The organism is Alloyangia pacifica, from assembly GCF_900116195.1.
GTDB lineage: Bacteria > Pseudomonadota > Alphaproteobacteria > Rhodobacterales > Rhodobacteraceae > Salipiger > Salipiger pacificus.
Genome location: NZ_FOZW01000003.1, coordinates 41,526 through 55,082, shown reverse-complemented (window position 1 = coordinate 55,082; position 13,557 = coordinate 41,526). Strand labels below are relative to the sequence as shown.

Below are 13,557 nucleotides of genomic sequence, written 5' to 3'. Positions count from 1 at the left end.
GTATATTTTGTTTTCCGATACGGTATCGCATGGCAAGGAAAAACTTGCTAACCTATGAAAAAGAGCAATCCCGGAGGTGTCATGGACCTGTCGTCTTCCTCGGCCATGCCATTGCAAATAAAGAAGGAATCCCTGCACGATCAGGTCGCGAACCGGATCCGGGATTTGATCATCGAGGGCTATCTCGAGCCCGGCAGCCGCATCGACGAGGTGCAGCTTCTGGAGCAGTTGGGCGTGTCACGCACCCCGTTCCGCGAGGCGTTGCGCACGCTGGCGGCCGAGGGGCTGATCGTCATCCAGCCGTCGCGGGGGGCGACCGTGCGCAAGCTCTCGCCGCAGGATGTGTTCTCCATGCTCGAGGTGCTGGGGCATCTCGAAAAGCTCGCGGGGCAGACCGCCTGCGCGCGGGCCAGCGACGAGGACATCGCCGGGATGCGGGCGCTGCACGAGGAGATGCTGGGCTACTACCGCAAGCGCGACCGGCTGCCCTATTACAAGCTCAACCAGGAATTCCACTCGCGTCTCGCGGCGCTTTCGGGAAATGAGACGCTGCAGGAGATCCAGCAGAATATCCAGGGACGGCTCAAGCGCATCCGTTTCGTCGGCAATGGCACCGAGGACTATTGGGCCGAGGCGGTCGCCGAGCACGAGCAGATGATCGCCGCGCTGGAGGCGCGCGACGGCGACCGGTTGGGCGAGGTCATGTCGCGCCACCTGACCAATACGTGGGACCGGGTGAAGGACTCGCTCTGAGCGGTAGCGGTCCCAGAGGACTTTGCGGGGACTTACCAGAAGCCGCGGTGGCCCTCGGCGACCTCTTCCTCGATCTCGGCGAAGGGGCCCCGGGTCTCGACCCGGCGCTGCCCCGCCTCGAACACCGCCTCGCAGGGCAGGTCGAGCGTCAGGTTCTCGGGATTGTCGCCGGTGAGCACGGCGAGGCGCTTCTCGGTCATGCCGTAGACCACCGTCCCGATACCGGCCCAGTAGCAGGCCCCAGCGCACATGCAACAGGGTTCGACCGAAGTATAGAGCGTGCAGCCCTCGAGGAATTCCGGCGTGTAGAGGCGGCTCGCCTCCTGCGCGACCAGCAGCTCGGCATGTGCGACGCCCTTGCCCTGCTGGTAGGCATTGCCTTGGCGGAGCAGCACCGCGCCATCCGGTCCCGTCAGCAGCGCGCCGAAGGGATGGTTGCCTGCCGCGCGGCTCTCCTGCGCAATGCGGATGGTTTCCCGCAGATGGCCGAGATCGATGTCTTTCATGTGGACCCCTTGTGTCTGTGCCGCGAGCATAGCGTCTCGCGCGGTGCGAGGGGGACGGAATCTCGCGCGCGGCCCGTTCGGAAACTGCGCGCGGTGGCTGCGGGTCCCGCCCCGCTTTGGCATGACACGCGTACTGCGACGGTTTAGCCTCATCAGGATTGAGCCGGTTTCCGGAGATGTTTTGATGAAGACGATTGTACGCTGCCTTGTCGGCCTCCTGGCCGCGCTATCCCTGACCGCACCCGCCGTGAGCGCCGAGGAACAGGCGCCCTTCTGGGTACGGGGGGCACAGATCTCGCCCGACGGGTCCACCATCGCCTTCACCTACCGGGGCCAGATATGGATCGTGCCCAGCGAGGGCGGCGAGGCCGTGCCGCTCACGGAGCGGCAGTTCCGCAGCACTTCTCCGGTCTGGTCGCCGGACAGCTCCCGCATCGCCTTTGCCTCTGATCGATTCAACCTGGCCGACGTTTTCGTCATGCCGGTCGCGGGCGGCGAGATCACCCGGCTGACCCGGCATTCCGGTGCCGAGCACCCGCTGGCCTTCAGCGCCGATGGCGCCGAGGTCCTCTTCTCCGCGGACCGGCTCGGCACGCCGACCGCAGATCACCTGACCGGGCTCGGACTGATCGCGGGCGTGGTGATGCGCGTGTCGGTCACGGGCGGGCGCCCCCGGCTGGTGATGCCCCTGCCCAGCGGGCAGCTCGACGTCAGCCCCGATGGCCGGACGCTGGCCTATGTCGACCGCACCTCTCCCGAGGTGCCCTGGCGCAAGCGCGAGATTTCGGACGGGACCAGCGATATCTGGCTGTACGACATCCAGGCCGGCACACACCGCCGCTTCACGCGCTACCGCGGCAGCGACCGCAGCCCGGCCTTCTCGGCGGACGGTTCAGAGCTTTTCTGGGCGACCGAGATGCCCGAGGCTGGGATCGGCGATCCGGACGCGGCGCCCGAGACCTTCAACATCTGGCGCATGCCGCTGGCAGGCGAAGGGGCGCCCACCCGCGTGACCTCGCACGACCGGCTGCCCGTGCGCTTCGTTTCAGCAGCCGATGACGGCACGCTGGCCTATACCTATGACACGCAAATTTGGCGGCTGGACCCCGGGGCGGCGGCCCCGGTTCAGGTGCCGCTGCGCATCCGGCAGGGCACGCTGCTCAAGGGCGAGGTCTATGGCGATCTCGGGGATCAGATCACCGAGACGTCGGTGTCTCCCGACGGCAGCGAGCTGGCCGTGGTGGCGCGCGGTGACATCTTCGTGCTGTCGCCGCTGTCGGGCGAGGTCCGCCGCATCACCGACACCCCGCAGGCCGAGCGATCGGTCAGCTATGGTCCGGACGGGCGCCGCCTGCTCTATGCTGCCGAGCGCGAGGGGGACTGGGACATCTACCAGACCGCCCTGACCCGAGAGGAAGACGAAAACTTCCTCTCGGCGCTGGCACTGGAGGAGGTGCAGCTTATCGACACCGGAACCGACGCGCTGCAGCCGGCCTATGCTCCGGACGGCATCAGGATTGCCTATCGCGACGACCGCAACGCCATCCGCATCTGGGACAGCAGGACGGGCGAGAGCTCCGAGATCCTGCCCGACAGTGCCACCTATTTCTACGGCGAGGCGGAGTTCGACTTCGCGTGGTCGCCGGACGGGCGGTACATCCTCACCACCACCGGTTTCGGCTCGGCCAATACCGAGGTGGAGCTGATCGAGACCACGGGCGCGCACCTGCGCCACAATCTCTCGGATTCCGGCTTCGGAGATCACGGTGCGGGTTTCAGCCCCGATGGCTCGGTGGTGTTCTGGGCCACCGACCGTTTCTCGGAACGCAACCTCGACGAGAATGGCGGCACGCAGGACGTGATGGCCGCCTATCTGACACCCGAGGGCTACCTGCAGCGCGAACTGGGCGAAGCGGCCCCGATCCCGCCCACCGGCGCCGAGCCCTCATCCGAGGGCAAGGAAGAGGCGGCGCCTCCGCTCGAACCCGACTTCGAGGGGTTGCCCTACCGTCGCAGCCGCATCACAGGCGCATCGGTCGTGCCAGTCCTGGCCGAGATGACCCCGGACAATGCGGGGATGGTGCTGGTCACCTTCCAGCCGACGATCGGTGTGCTGACAGGCTCGGTGATCGACATGGCCTCGCGCCACCCGCGACAGGTCTTCGCGACCTCGCCGGCGGGCATCGTCGACATCGCGATAAGCCCGGACCGGGGAACGCTGTATCTCATGCACGCGGATGGGGTCGAGATCGTCGATGTGGCCAGCGGCGCCAGCGCCCCGGTTCCGTTCAGCCTGCAGGCCAGCTACGATCCGGTGGCCGAGATGGAGTATCTCTTCGAGCACCATTGGCGTTTCGTGCAGTCGAAGTTCTACGACGCCGGCATGCACGGGGTGGATTGGCCGGGGGTACGCGACATCTACGCCCGTTACCTGCCGCATCTGTCGCATTGGGAGGATTTCGCCGAGCTGATGGCCGAGATGCTGGGGGAGCTGAACGCCTCGCATCTGAACACCCGCTTTGCATCGGACAGCCCGAGCTGGGACAGCACCGCCGAGCTGGGGCTCTATTACGACACGTTGCACGAGGGCCCCGGAGTGCGCATTGCGGCGACGCTGCCGGGCGGTCCGGCGGCACTGCTCGGCCCGTCCTTGGCCGAAGGCGCGGTGATCCTCGCGGTGGATGGCGAGGAGATCGGACCGGAGGCGGATATCACCCCGCTGCTGAACCGCCGGGCGGGCGATCTGTTGCGGCTGACCGTGCAGCCGGCAGATGGCGGCGCAGCCAGAGATATGACCCTGCGCGCCGCGCCGCCCGGCACCGAGCCCGAGCTGGCCTATGCCCATTGGGTCACCACCCGTCGCGCCATGGTCGAGGAGCTCTCCGGGGGGCGTCTCGGCTATACCCACGTGCGGAGCATGGATGATGCGTCCTTCCGGCAGGTCTATTCCGACCTGATGGGCAAGGCGCGTGACAAGGAGGGGGCCATCGTCGATCAGCGCTTCAACTTCGGCGGCTTCCTGCACGACCAGCTCACCGCCTTCCTCACCGGGAGCCGGCATTCGGGGCTGGTGACCCGCAACGGCGTCGACCTCGGGACCACGCCTTACACCCGCTGGGCAAAGCCCACGGCGCTGGTGGTGAACAGCTGGGACTACTCGGATGCCTCGGTGTTTCCCTACTACTACATCCACGAGGGCCTCGGCCCCTCGGTCGGTGACATGGTGCCGGGCACCGGCACGGCGGTGCTGCGCCCGCCACTGCTCGAGCCGCGGTTGGTGCTGGGCGTGCCGCAGCTCGGCTTTCGGACGGTCGAGGGCGACTTCTTCGAGAACCGCGAGATCGTGCCGGAGGAGATCGTCCGCGTCACCCCGGAGGACATCGAGGCGGGGCGGGACCCGCAGCTCGCGGCCGCGGTTGCGGCGCTTCTGCGCGACATCGATGACTAGCGCCCGGGCCTAGCGGGCAAAGACCTCTGCGGTGATCGCCCGCGCCAGCGCCGCATCCACCGGCTGACCGTTGAGCAGCCGGTACCAGAAGGCGCCGTGGACGAAGGCCGAGAGCATCTCGGGGTCGCGCGTCTTGCCCAGCTCGCCGCGTGCCTGCGCCCGGCGCAGCAGGTCCGTCACGATCTGCTCCCTCGGCAGTACGAAGCGCTCGCGAAAGGCGGTGCGAAATGCCGTGTCCTCCTGTGCCGCCGCGATCAGGGCGCGCAGGGGATCGCCGTCCACGGCCAGATGATCGAACACCTCGACAAGGAAGGCCTCGAGCTGCGCGGCACAGGTCTCGCCGGTATCGGCGGGTGGGATCGTGGAAAAGCGCCCGGTCTCCTCGAAGACCGCGTCAAGCACCAGGTCGGCCTTGGTGTTCCAGCGGTTGTAGAGCGTCTGGCGCGCCACGCCCGCGGCGCTGGCAATGGCGGCGATGGAGACCTTGGCGTAGCCCCGCTCACGCACCAGCTGAAGCGCCGCAAGCTTCAGTGACCGCCCGGCAGCGGCGTCCACCGGCCGGCCTCCCTGCTTTTTCTCCCCGCTCATGCACAGCTCCTGTCTACCTCCGCACAGGGCGGGTGCATTGATTTATAGACTGCAGTCTATTAACTGTTCCTCATCCCATCATAGAGCGCCTCGCCCCGACGTGGAACGGGCTCGGGCCCAAGCCGCAGGACATGGCATGCAGACAGAACAGCTTACCGCCCGGCGCGCCACGGCGATCACCGCCGTGCTTGGCCTGTTGTCGATCTTCCCGCCGCTGGCGACCGACATGTATCTCTCCGCCATGGGGGACCTGGCCGCGGCAATGCATGCCGAGCAGTCCGCCGCCGAACTTTCGTTGTCGATTTTCTTTCTCGGGCTCTGCCTTGGTCAGCTGATGATGGGGCCGCTGATCGACGGCTACGGGCGCAAGGGGCCGCTGCTGGCGGGCACGGCGCTCTTCGCGGTGACCTCGCTCATCCTGCCGACGCTGCACGACATCGCGGTGTTCAACGGGCTGCGCTTCCTGCAGGCGATCGGCGCGAGCGTTGGCATGGTGGTCGGCCGGGCCGTGGTCAACGACCTCTACGAGGGCCAGCGGGCAGCGAAGGCGATGACCGTGCTGGTCATGCTGCTGACCATTGGCCCGATCGTTTCGCCGACTCTGGGCAGCTTGCTGCTGGAAGCCTTCGGCTGGCGCTCGATCTTCGTCTTCATGGCCGGGGTGAGCCTGCTCGCCCTCGGCCTGTCGCTGTCGCTGGTCCCCGAGACGCTGCCGAAGGCGCGGCGCACGGCGCGCCCGTTCCGCTCGGGCATGCGGACCGCGGCGGCCTTGCTGTCGCGCCGGGAGTTCCTCAGGGCGGCGCTGGTCGCGGGCCTGGTGCAGGGCGGGATGTTTGCCTTCATCACCGGCTCCTCCGGCGTCTTCCAGGGGGTCTACGGCCTGAGTTCGCTGGCCTATGGCCTCGTCTTCGCGCTGATCGCGGCGGCGCTCGTGCTGTTCGGCCAGATCAACAACCTGCTGCTCGACTCTTATCCACCCGCGCAGATCCTGCGCCGGGGACTGCCGGTTTTCGGCCTGCTGACGCTCGCGCTCGTGCTTGTGTCGGGCAGATCGCCGGTCTGGCTGTTCGTGCCGCTCCTCTGGGGTGCTGTCGGGATGATCGGCTTGCTGTCGGCGAATGCCATGACGCTGGCCATGTCCGAGGCCCGGGACGGCGCGGGAATGGGCTCTGCGGTGCTTGGGGCCATCCAGTTCGGTATCGCCTTCACCGTTTCGGGCTGCGTGGCGCTGGGGGGCACGGGCACGCCGCTTCCTATGAGCCTCGGGCTGCTTCTGCCGGCGATCCTCGCGCTGGGTCTGTCACTGGTGGGGCGCCGCCGCCCTGAGGGTGGCATGCCCGATGCCGGCGACGCCCAGCCCCCGAGTGCCTGAGGCGGCGGGCCTGTTCGTCTGAGCACCCGTCGCCTGAACTTGCGCGATCGGGTCGGAATTCGGACCTTTTCACGCAGGCGTCACCGCGTGGCGCCGGGCTTTCACGCTCGGTTCACGCCGCCTCTGCAAATTCACTTAACGTAAGGTTAACTGTCGATCCGACCGCGGGTCGTGCGCTGCAGAGGAGGGGAGGTCATGACAGATCGGACCGAAATGGACAGGCCGAAATTCCGGGTAATCACCGGAGGCCGCCGTCGCGGCGGAGCCGTGGCGCCCTGCCTGATGCTGCCGCCGCCTCCGGACATGGGGCCATCGGAACTTGCCGCCGAGATCGCCGAACTCTACGCGCTCGCTTTGATCCGTGACGTGCCCTTTGCGGCGTTGAAGGACCCGCACCACGCGGTCTGGGTCGACGGCAGCACCCGGTTCACGCTGCATGAGCTGCTGTGCGAGATGCGCAGCCTGGCCTGGTACGACACGCGCGGGGGCATTCTGTCCGCGCAGACGGTGTCGGATGCGGCGCTGCAGCGCCGTGCGCAGCGGCTCAATGGCGAGGGCCAGCTGACGCTGAACGGCTTGTTCCGCGGTGTGGTCCCTGGGCAGGCTGCCAAGGGGCCGCTGTCGCTCTACCACTGGATCGACCGGAGCGCCCCCGAGCAGCGCGAGATCGCTGGCGCAGCCCCGGACGCGGAGGCACCGATGTCCGCCTGGGTGGAGTGGGTGGCGCGGCAGTCCGGCGCGGTGCTGGCGATGCCGACCGCCACGGCAGATGACCTGTCGCCGCTTGCCACGCCGCGCCAGCTTGTCGCGCGGCTGCAGGACAGCCATCCGTGCCGCATCCACTACAACGCCGCCCTGATGCTGCTGGCGCGGGGCACCGCCTTCGATCCGGGTCTGGGGGCGGGTCTCTGGCCGGAGGGCGAGGATGACCCCGTCACCGCGCAGCGCGTGCTGGCGCTGATGACCGAAGCGGCGGACCGGGCCTTCGAGGCGGTGATGCGCCGTCAGGCGCGGGCTGACCGGCTCAGCCCTCCGGCGGTGACGGCGGCGCGGCTCGGCGGCCTTCTGGCGCGCAGCGAACTCCGTGCCGAGGGCGGCGAGCAGCTGCGCGAAGTCGCCGATGAGCTGCAGACCTACGCGCCGAACCTCCTGCATTGGATCACCCGGCTGAACCGGCAGTCGCCGAACGGCCTGCGCGGTGCCATGCGCTACCTCCTGCCGGATATGTCCCCCGACGAGATCCCGCCCCAGCCCTCGGACTGCGCCCTGCAAGTGGTCGTCGCGGGCGCGCTCTCGACGCTGTTCAAGGCGCTCTTTGACACCCGGCCCGCGCCGCGGCTGCGCATGGCGACCGACCCCGAGCCGGGCGTCGACATCGGTGCGGAGGCAGATCGGCTCGCGGCGGACATCGCCCTGTCGCGCACTCTGAGCGGCGCGCAGCTTCCGGCGGAGACGCACCAGAATCTGCGCATCGGCGAGGCATTGGCGTTGCAGGTGCTCCAGGGCTGGATGCTCACGCTGGGACACGGCGTGTCGATGGACCTGGTCGATTTCGACGGCGGCGCCCTGCGGCTCGAGAGCCACCCGCGACACGCTGGCGACATGGCTGTGGCGCTGCGCCGCGACGGCCGCCCGGTCCGCTTTCCGATGGTGGCCGAGCGGGCGAGCGTCCATCTCGCGGTGATCTGAGATGCGCTTGATGCCGATCAAGGCGCGGCGGCAGACGGGGCGGCATGGTCGGGGGTGAAAGGAGCCCCGATCATGCAAACCATTCTCTTTCTCGCCGCAATGGTGACTCTCGCGCTGCCGCTCCGCGCTGCCGTCGCACAGGAGGTCGACCGGGGCGGGGCGCTCTACGTCGCCCATTGTGCTACCTGCCACGGCCTCGACGGGCGCGGTGACGGTCCCATGGCCGGCGTGTTGATGATCAAGCCGGTCAACCTGACCGAACTCGCGGCGGCGAATGGCGGGGCGTTTCCGCTTGAACGCGTGGTCAAGCGGATCGACGGGCGCGACCCGCTGGTCAGCCATGGCTCGCCGATGCCGGTCTACGGGCAGTTCTTCGATTTCGACGCCGAGGCAGCGCTTTCGGGAGAAGTTCCCACGGTGCAGCCGGTTGCCGACCTGGTGAGCTACCTGCAGGGGCTGCAACGCGCCGAGTGATGCGCGGAAAGGCGCCCTGTCATGCAAAAAGTCGCGGCCGGATGGTGGAACCGCGCCGCGGCCCTGGGGGTTTTATCGGTACATGAAACCTCAGGAGGACCCGTCATGAACTGGGACCAGATCGAAGGCAACTGGAAGGAACTGAAAGGCAAGGCCCGCGAGCAATGGGGTGAGCTGACCGACGATGAGGTTCAGCAGGCCAAAGGCGATCGCGAGCAGCTTGCCGGCCTGATCCAGAAGAAATACGGCATCGCCAAGGAAGAGGCCGAAGAGCAGGTCGCGGCCTGGCAGAAACAGCTCTGATCCAGCGCCAAGACCCGTAAACGCAACGTCGGCGGGGCCATCCGGTCCCGCTTTTTGCTGCGCGTGTCAGTGGCAGATGTTCTCGATCTCCGCGTCCTTCCAAGGGATGATCACATCGGTGCCGCCGAGCGCGTCATCCAGCCCGGCGATGGGCATCGCCTCGGAGATCATTGCCCGCAGTCGCGCGGTGCGCGGCGCCTCGGGATCGAGCAGCTGGCAGCAGACGTATTCCTCGACGATCGCCCCCTGCTGCTCGTAGCCGTGATCGAGGAAACGGGCCGTGGTGTCGGGGTCGATCAGGTAGGGATCCGCATGGGTCTGGTGCTCGGTGGCGGCCTTGAGCGGGCTGTAGCCGGTGAGCTTGCGGTTCTGCCATTGCCAGACGTGGGTCATCTCATGCGCAAAGAGCATCGCCGCGTAGAGGTTCACCCGCTCGGGGTAGCGCGGCAGGTAGTCGTCGAGATAGACGTCCTCCCGATAGAAGATGTGGTTGAACAGGGTCAGAGCGGCGGGAGAGACGGTGACCGTCTCACCCTTGGACGGCGGCCAGATGCGCTCGGTGCAGGCGAGGCGCGGGCGGATCGGGCGCTCGAACGTCACCGCGCGCGAGGCCAGTCCGTCATGGAAGCGCACCCGGCTCTGATCGAGCTGCGGCCCTTGCATGGCGTCGAGGAAATCGGACTCGTTCGGGGTGAGCGGACGGCCGCAGGCGGCAAGGGTGAGCAGGAGCACCAGGCTGAACAGGATACGCATGTGGACAGGCTGAGCCGTTTTTCCGGATGTGTTCAAGGGGATTACTCCGCGGACGCGAAGCTGGGACCGGGCAGGGCGGAGATCTCGAGGATGAGCTTCTTCTTCACGGCATCGGCAAATTTCGTGCTGATGTCGGCGGTAACGACGAAGGCGCCTATGCCGCCGATGATGTGCTCTTCGTAGAGCTGTTCGAGGTTGGCGTGGGCGCGGCCAGGGTCGTCGCGGCGCAGGATCGGTAGGGCGTTGATCGTCACCCCGGCCTCGAGCACCTGGGCGCGCGCCTCCTCGATGCTGGGCCCGGCCCAGCTGTTGGCGCTGTCGCCCGAGAAGTCGATGACCCGGCGCCAGCCCTCGATGTCGTTCTCCTCCATCAGGCGCAGCCCCTCCAGCAGCGCCGAGCCGATGGCGTTGCGCCCGTATGCCTGGCGCGGCTCGTCCAGCAGCGCGGCGGCAAAGTCCCTGGCGGCCTCGGGGCTATCGATCAGCGTCCAGTCGACCACCTGCGCCTGGTTCGCCGCCCATTCCACGTAGGTCACCGCGATATGGCCGTAGGCGGTGCCGGCGATCACCGCGAGCACCTCGGGGTCGGTGATCGCCTGCGCGTAGCCCTCGCGCTGGAACTGCAGCTCGCCGGGGGTGATGGAGCCCGACGCGTCGGCCAGCAGCACGAGTTCAAGATCGGTGTCCTGAGCGAGGGCAGGGGTGGCAAGGCAGGCAAGGATCAGGCTCGGTAAGCGGGCGCGCATCGATGACTCCTTGCGTTGCAGGCAGTTACCTCAGCCTGCCATCGCTCGGCCGCAAAAGAAAGTCACAGGCCCGTAAGACACGGCAAGATTGCGCCACGGGTCCGGATGCGGCAGTCTGGGAACATGCCGCCGGCCCCGGTTCCCGGGGTATGGCCCGGGAACGCGGGTCGCCGGCTGAAAGGATCACCGCGGGACACGCCAGATGACCAGCCCCGAGAAATCGCTGCTCGCCGCGGAGCTCGTGCTCGGCCTGCTGCCTCCGCAGGAGCAGGCAGATGGGCTGCGCGCCGTGGCCCGCGATCCCGAACTCGCGGGGGAAATGGCGTTCTGGCAGAGCCGCTTCATCGGCTTCATGGGGCCGGTCGAGGAAGAGGTGCCCTCTCCGCAGGTCTTCGACGCGCTGCAGGCGCGGCTGTTCGGCGAGGCCCCGCGGCGTAGCTTCTGGCAGGAGATCTTGGCCCCGGAAAACCGCGGCCTGCTGGTGCTGGTCCTCGCGGTTAAGCTGGGTGTGCTCGCGCTGCTGCTTTACGCGCTTTTCTGAGCCGGGGTCGCGGCGCCGCCAAGGTCGCCGCCAAGCGCGCGGCCCAGTGTCATCCAGATCGCGACGGCTGCCACCACCGTGGCGAGCAGGGCGACCACGAGCAGGTCGAGCCTGCCGGATACGCCGTTCGTCAGCGCGTAGAGTACAAGGGCGAAAAGCGGGATATGCGCCAGCACGAAGCTGGTGATCTGGAGGCGCAGGAGCGTCGATTTGGTCATGGGCTAGGTGTTCGTCTGTCGTGAATGGAACACCCATAGGGTGTGCCATCCGCGGGCGGAAAACAACCTTTTCGGATACAGGTTTCCCGCCGCGCGGTGTGACGCTGGGTCAGACGTCCAGTTCTTCCACGAAACGGGCGTTTTCCTGGATGTACTGGAAGCGCAGCTCGGGCTTCTTGCCCATCAGCCGTTCCACCAGATCACCGGTCTCGCCGGGCTCGTCCTCGTCGATGGTCACGCGGATCAGCTTGCGCGTCGCCGGATCCATCGTCGTTTCCTTCAGGTCCTTGGCATCCATCTCGCCGAGACCCTTGAAGCGCTGCACGTCGATCTTGCCCTTGCCGCCGAGCCCCTTGGCCAGCATCAGCTCTTTCTCGGCATCGTCGGCGACGTAGATGCGCCGCGCGCCCTGGGTCAGCCGGTAGAGCGGCGGGCAGGCAAGGTAGAGGTGGCCATTGTCGATCAGCGGCCGCATCTGGGTGAAGAAGAAGGTCATGAGCAGCGAGGCGATATGGGCGCCGTCGACGTCCGCATCGGTCATGATGATGATCTTCTCGTAGCGCAGATCGTCAATGTTGAATTTGGTGCCGAGGCCGACGCCGAGCGCCTCGCAGAGGTCGCGGATCTCGGCGTTGGAGCCGAGCTTGTTCGACGCCGCGCCCAGAACGTTGAGGATCTTGCCCTTCAGCGGCAGCAGCGCCTGCGTCTCGCGGAAGCGCGCGCCCTTTGCCGAGCCGCCGGCCGAGTCGCCCTCGACGATGAACAGCTCGGTGCCCTCGCGGCTCTTGGCGGTACAGTCGGTCAGCTTGCCCGGCAGGCGCAGCTTCTTGGTGGCCGACTTGCGGGCGGTTTCTTTTTCCTGCCGGCGGCGCAGCCGCTCCTCGGCGCGAAGCACGAGGAAGTCGAGGATCGCGCCGGCCGACTTGGTGTCGGAGGCCAGCCAGTTGTCGAAGTGGTCGCGCACCGCGCCCTCGACGAGGCGCTGTGCCTCGGTGGTGGCGAGGCGGTCCTTGGTCTGGCCGACGAATTCGGGCTCGCGGATGAAGCAGGACACCAGCGCGCAGCCGCCGGTCATCAGGTCATCGCGGGTGATGTTGTTGGCCTTCTTGTTGTTGACCAGCTCGCCGTAGGCGCGGATGCCCTTGAGGATCGCGGCCCAGAAGCCGGCCTCGTGGGTGCCACCCTCTGGGGTGGGGACGGTGTTACAGTAGGACTGGATGAACCCGTCACGCGAGGGCGTCCAGTTGATTGCCCATTCCACCTTGCCCGGCGCGTTGAACTTCTCGCGGAAGTCGACGGTGCCCGAGAAGGGCTTGTCGGCATAGGTGCTGGCGGTGCCCAGAGTCTCGGTCAGGTAATCGGCGAGGCCGCCGGGGAAGTGGAAGGTCGCTTCCATCGGCGTGTCGCCGTCGGGGATGGCGGATTTCCAGCGGATCTCGACGCCCGAGAACAGATACGCCTTGGAGCGCACCATCTTCAGCATGCGCGCGGGCTTGTAGCGGTGGTGGCCGAAGATTTCCTCGTCGGCGTGGAAGGTTACCGTGGTGCCGCGGCGGTTCGGGGCAGCGCCGACCTTTTCGACCGGGCCCTGCGGGATGCCGCGCGAGAAACGCTGCTCGAAGAGCTCCTTGTTGCGCGCCACCTGCACGACCATGGAATCCGACAGCGCGTTCACCACCGACGCGCCGACGCCGTGCAGGCCGCCCGAGGTCTCGTAGGCGTCGCCCGAGAATTTGCCGCCCGCGTGCAGGGTGCACAGGATCACCTCGAGCGCCGACTTGCCCGGGAACTTGGGGTGGGGGTCGATCGGGATGCCGCGACCGTTGTCGCGGATGCTGACCGAGTAATCCGCGTGGAGCTCAACCTCGATGCGGTTGGCGTGTCCGGCGACGGCCTCGTCCATCGAGTTGTCGAGGATCTCGGCAACCATGTGGTGCAGGGCCCGCTCGTCGGTGCCGCCGATGTACATGCCGGGGCGTTTGCGGACCGGCTCGAGCCCCTCGAGAACCTCGATCGAGGAGGCGTCGTAAGAGGCGGCTTCGGTTGCGGCGAGGAGGTCGTCGGCCATGTGTTGCTGCTCGTTCCCGGATTCTGGTTGGCCCCGAGTATGGCAGAGCGAGGCTGGCTGGAAAAGCCCCGCACCCCATCATCATGGGGATGACGCTG

General features: G+C 67.4%; 13 protein-coding genes. 7 read left to right on the top strand and 6 right to left on the bottom strand.

Features of this window, described 5'->3' with window-relative positions; genetic code table 11:
• Positions 1-81: 81 nt before the first annotated feature.
• Positions 82-753 (top strand): GntR family transcriptional regulator, encoded by a 672-nt coding sequence (locus BM397_RS07590; RefSeq protein ID WP_092423251.1) that lies wholly within the window; start codon positions 82-84, stop codon positions 751-753.
• A gap of 32 nt (positions 754-785) precedes the next feature.
• Here BM397_RS07590 and BM397_RS07585 read toward each other — a convergent pair whose 3' ends face one another.
• Positions 786-1,259 (bottom strand): nucleoside deaminase, encoded by a 474-nt coding sequence (locus BM397_RS07585; RefSeq protein WP_092423248.1) that lies wholly within the window; start codon positions 1,257-1,259, stop codon positions 786-788.
• A gap of 184 nt (positions 1,260-1,443) precedes the next feature.
• On the opposite strand from BM397_RS07585, the gene BM397_RS07580 reads away from it, so the two are divergent.
• Entirely contained in the window at positions 1,444-4,707 is a 3,264-nt protein-coding gene (locus tag BM397_RS07580) for a S41 family peptidase (protein WP_176806541.1), read from the top strand.
• A 9-nt stretch (positions 4,708-4,716) separates the two neighbouring features.
• Here the strand turns inward: BM397_RS07580 and BM397_RS07575 are convergent, their stop codons facing one another.
• Complete coding sequence (locus tag BM397_RS07575) at positions 4,717-5,295, bottom strand: TetR-like C-terminal domain-containing protein (protein WP_092422589.1); 579 nt, start codon at positions 5,293-5,295, stop codon at positions 4,717-4,719.
• 136 nt (positions 5,296-5,431) lie between these two features.
• Here BM397_RS07575 and BM397_RS07570 point away from each other — a divergent pair, with 136 nt between their 5' ends.
• The 4 genes from BM397_RS07570 to BM397_RS07555 all read left to right on the top strand — a co-directional run bounded on the left by BM397_RS07570 (position 5,432) and on the right by BM397_RS07555 (position 9,133).
• Positions 5,432-6,667, top strand: coding sequence for a multidrug effflux MFS transporter (locus BM397_RS07570; RefSeq protein ID WP_092422586.1), 1,236 nt, complete (start codon positions 5,432-5,434; stop codon positions 6,665-6,667).
• Positions 6,668-6,862: 195 nt separating this feature from the next.
• Positions 6,863-8,356, top strand: a complete 1,494-nt coding sequence (locus tag BM397_RS07565) for a bromoperoxidase (protein ID WP_245696018.1) — start codon at positions 6,863-6,865, stop codon at positions 8,354-8,356.
• Between the two features lie 72 nt (positions 8,357-8,428).
• Complete coding sequence (locus BM397_RS07560; protein WP_092422583.1) at positions 8,429-8,830, top strand: c-type cytochrome; 402 nt, start codon at positions 8,429-8,431, stop codon at positions 8,828-8,830.
• Positions 8,831-8,851: 21 nt separating this feature from the next.
• The gene (locus tag BM397_RS07555; RefSeq protein ID WP_439895877.1) at positions 8,852-9,133 is read left to right on the top strand and encodes a CsbD family protein; all 282 of its coding nucleotides are present in this window, start codon (positions 8,852-8,854) and stop codon (positions 9,131-9,133) included.
• 66 nt (positions 9,134-9,199) lie between these two features.
• Here BM397_RS07555 and BM397_RS07550 read toward each other — a convergent pair whose 3' ends face one another.
• Both BM397_RS07550 and BM397_RS07545 read right to left on the bottom strand, forming a co-directional pair.
• Positions 9,200-9,886 (bottom strand): hypothetical protein, encoded by a 687-nt coding sequence (locus BM397_RS07550; RefSeq protein ID WP_092422577.1) that lies wholly within the window; start codon positions 9,884-9,886, stop codon positions 9,200-9,202.
• Positions 9,887-9,927: 41 nt separating this feature from the next.
• Positions 9,928-10,632 carry a DUF1194 domain-containing protein gene (locus tag BM397_RS07545; RefSeq protein WP_092422574.1) on the bottom strand — a complete coding sequence of 235 codons (705 nt, stop codon included), beginning with the start codon at positions 10,630-10,632 and terminating at the stop codon, positions 9,928-9,930.
• 202 nt (positions 10,633-10,834) lie between these two features.
• Between BM397_RS07545 and BM397_RS07540 the strand changes: the two genes are divergently transcribed.
• Complete coding sequence (locus BM397_RS07540) at positions 10,835-11,173, top strand: hypothetical protein (protein WP_092422571.1); 339 nt, start codon at positions 10,835-10,837, stop codon at positions 11,171-11,173.
• Here the strand turns inward: BM397_RS07540 and BM397_RS07535 are convergent.
• Positions 11,158-11,391, bottom strand: a complete 234-nt coding sequence (locus BM397_RS07535) for a hypothetical protein (RefSeq protein WP_092422568.1) — start codon at positions 11,389-11,391, stop codon at positions 11,158-11,160. The two genes, BM397_RS07540 and BM397_RS07535, sit on opposite strands and share 16 nt — an antisense overlap.
• Positions 11,392-11,500: 109 nt before the next feature.
• A complete protein-coding gene (parE, locus tag BM397_RS07530; protein ID WP_092422565.1) occupies positions 11,501-13,459 on the bottom strand; it encodes a DNA topoisomerase IV subunit B in 1,959 nt (652 codons plus the stop codon).
• Between the last annotated feature and the right edge of the window lie 98 nt (positions 13,460-13,557).

Coding starts and splice junctions, on each gene's coding strand:
- BM397_RS07590 (WP_092423251.1), top strand. CDS start 82: ATGGACCTGTCGTCTTCCTCGGCCATGCCATTGCAAATAAAGAAGGAA.
- BM397_RS07585 (WP_092423248.1), bottom strand. CDS start 1,259: ATGAAAGACATCGATCTCGGCCATCTGCGGGAAACCATCCGCATTGCG.
- BM397_RS07580 (WP_176806541.1), top strand. CDS start 1,444: ATGAAGACGATTGTACGCTGCCTTGTCGGCCTCCTGGCCGCGCTATCC.
- BM397_RS07575 (WP_092422589.1), bottom strand. CDS start 5,295: ATGAGCGGGGAGAAAAAGCAGGGAGGCCGGCCGGTGGACGCCGCTGCC.
- BM397_RS07570 (WP_092422586.1), top strand. CDS start 5,432: ATGCAGACAGAACAGCTTACCGCCCGGCGCGCCACGGCGATCACCGCC.
- BM397_RS07565 (WP_245696018.1), top strand. CDS start 6,863: ATGACAGATCGGACCGAAATGGACAGGCCGAAATTCCGGGTAATCACC.
- BM397_RS07560 (WP_092422583.1), top strand. CDS start 8,429: ATGCAAACCATTCTCTTTCTCGCCGCAATGGTGACTCTCGCGCTGCCG.
- BM397_RS07555 (WP_439895877.1), top strand. CDS start 8,852: ATGCAAAAAGTCGCGGCCGGATGGTGGAACCGCGCCGCGGCCCTGGGG.
- BM397_RS07550 (WP_092422577.1), bottom strand. CDS start 9,886: ATGCGTATCCTGTTCAGCCTGGTGCTCCTGCTCACCCTTGCCGCCTGC.
- BM397_RS07545 (WP_092422574.1), bottom strand. CDS start 10,632: ATGCGCGCCCGCTTACCGAGCCTGATCCTTGCCTGCCTTGCCACCCCT.
- BM397_RS07540 (WP_092422571.1), top strand. CDS start 10,835: ATGACCAGCCCCGAGAAATCGCTGCTCGCCGCGGAGCTCGTGCTCGGC.
- BM397_RS07535 (WP_092422568.1), bottom strand. CDS start 11,391: ATGACCAAATCGACGCTCCTGCGCCTCCAGATCACCAGCTTCGTGCTG.
- parE (WP_092422565.1), bottom strand. CDS start 13,459: ATGGCCGACGACCTCCTCGCCGCAACCGAAGCCGCCTCTTACGACGCC.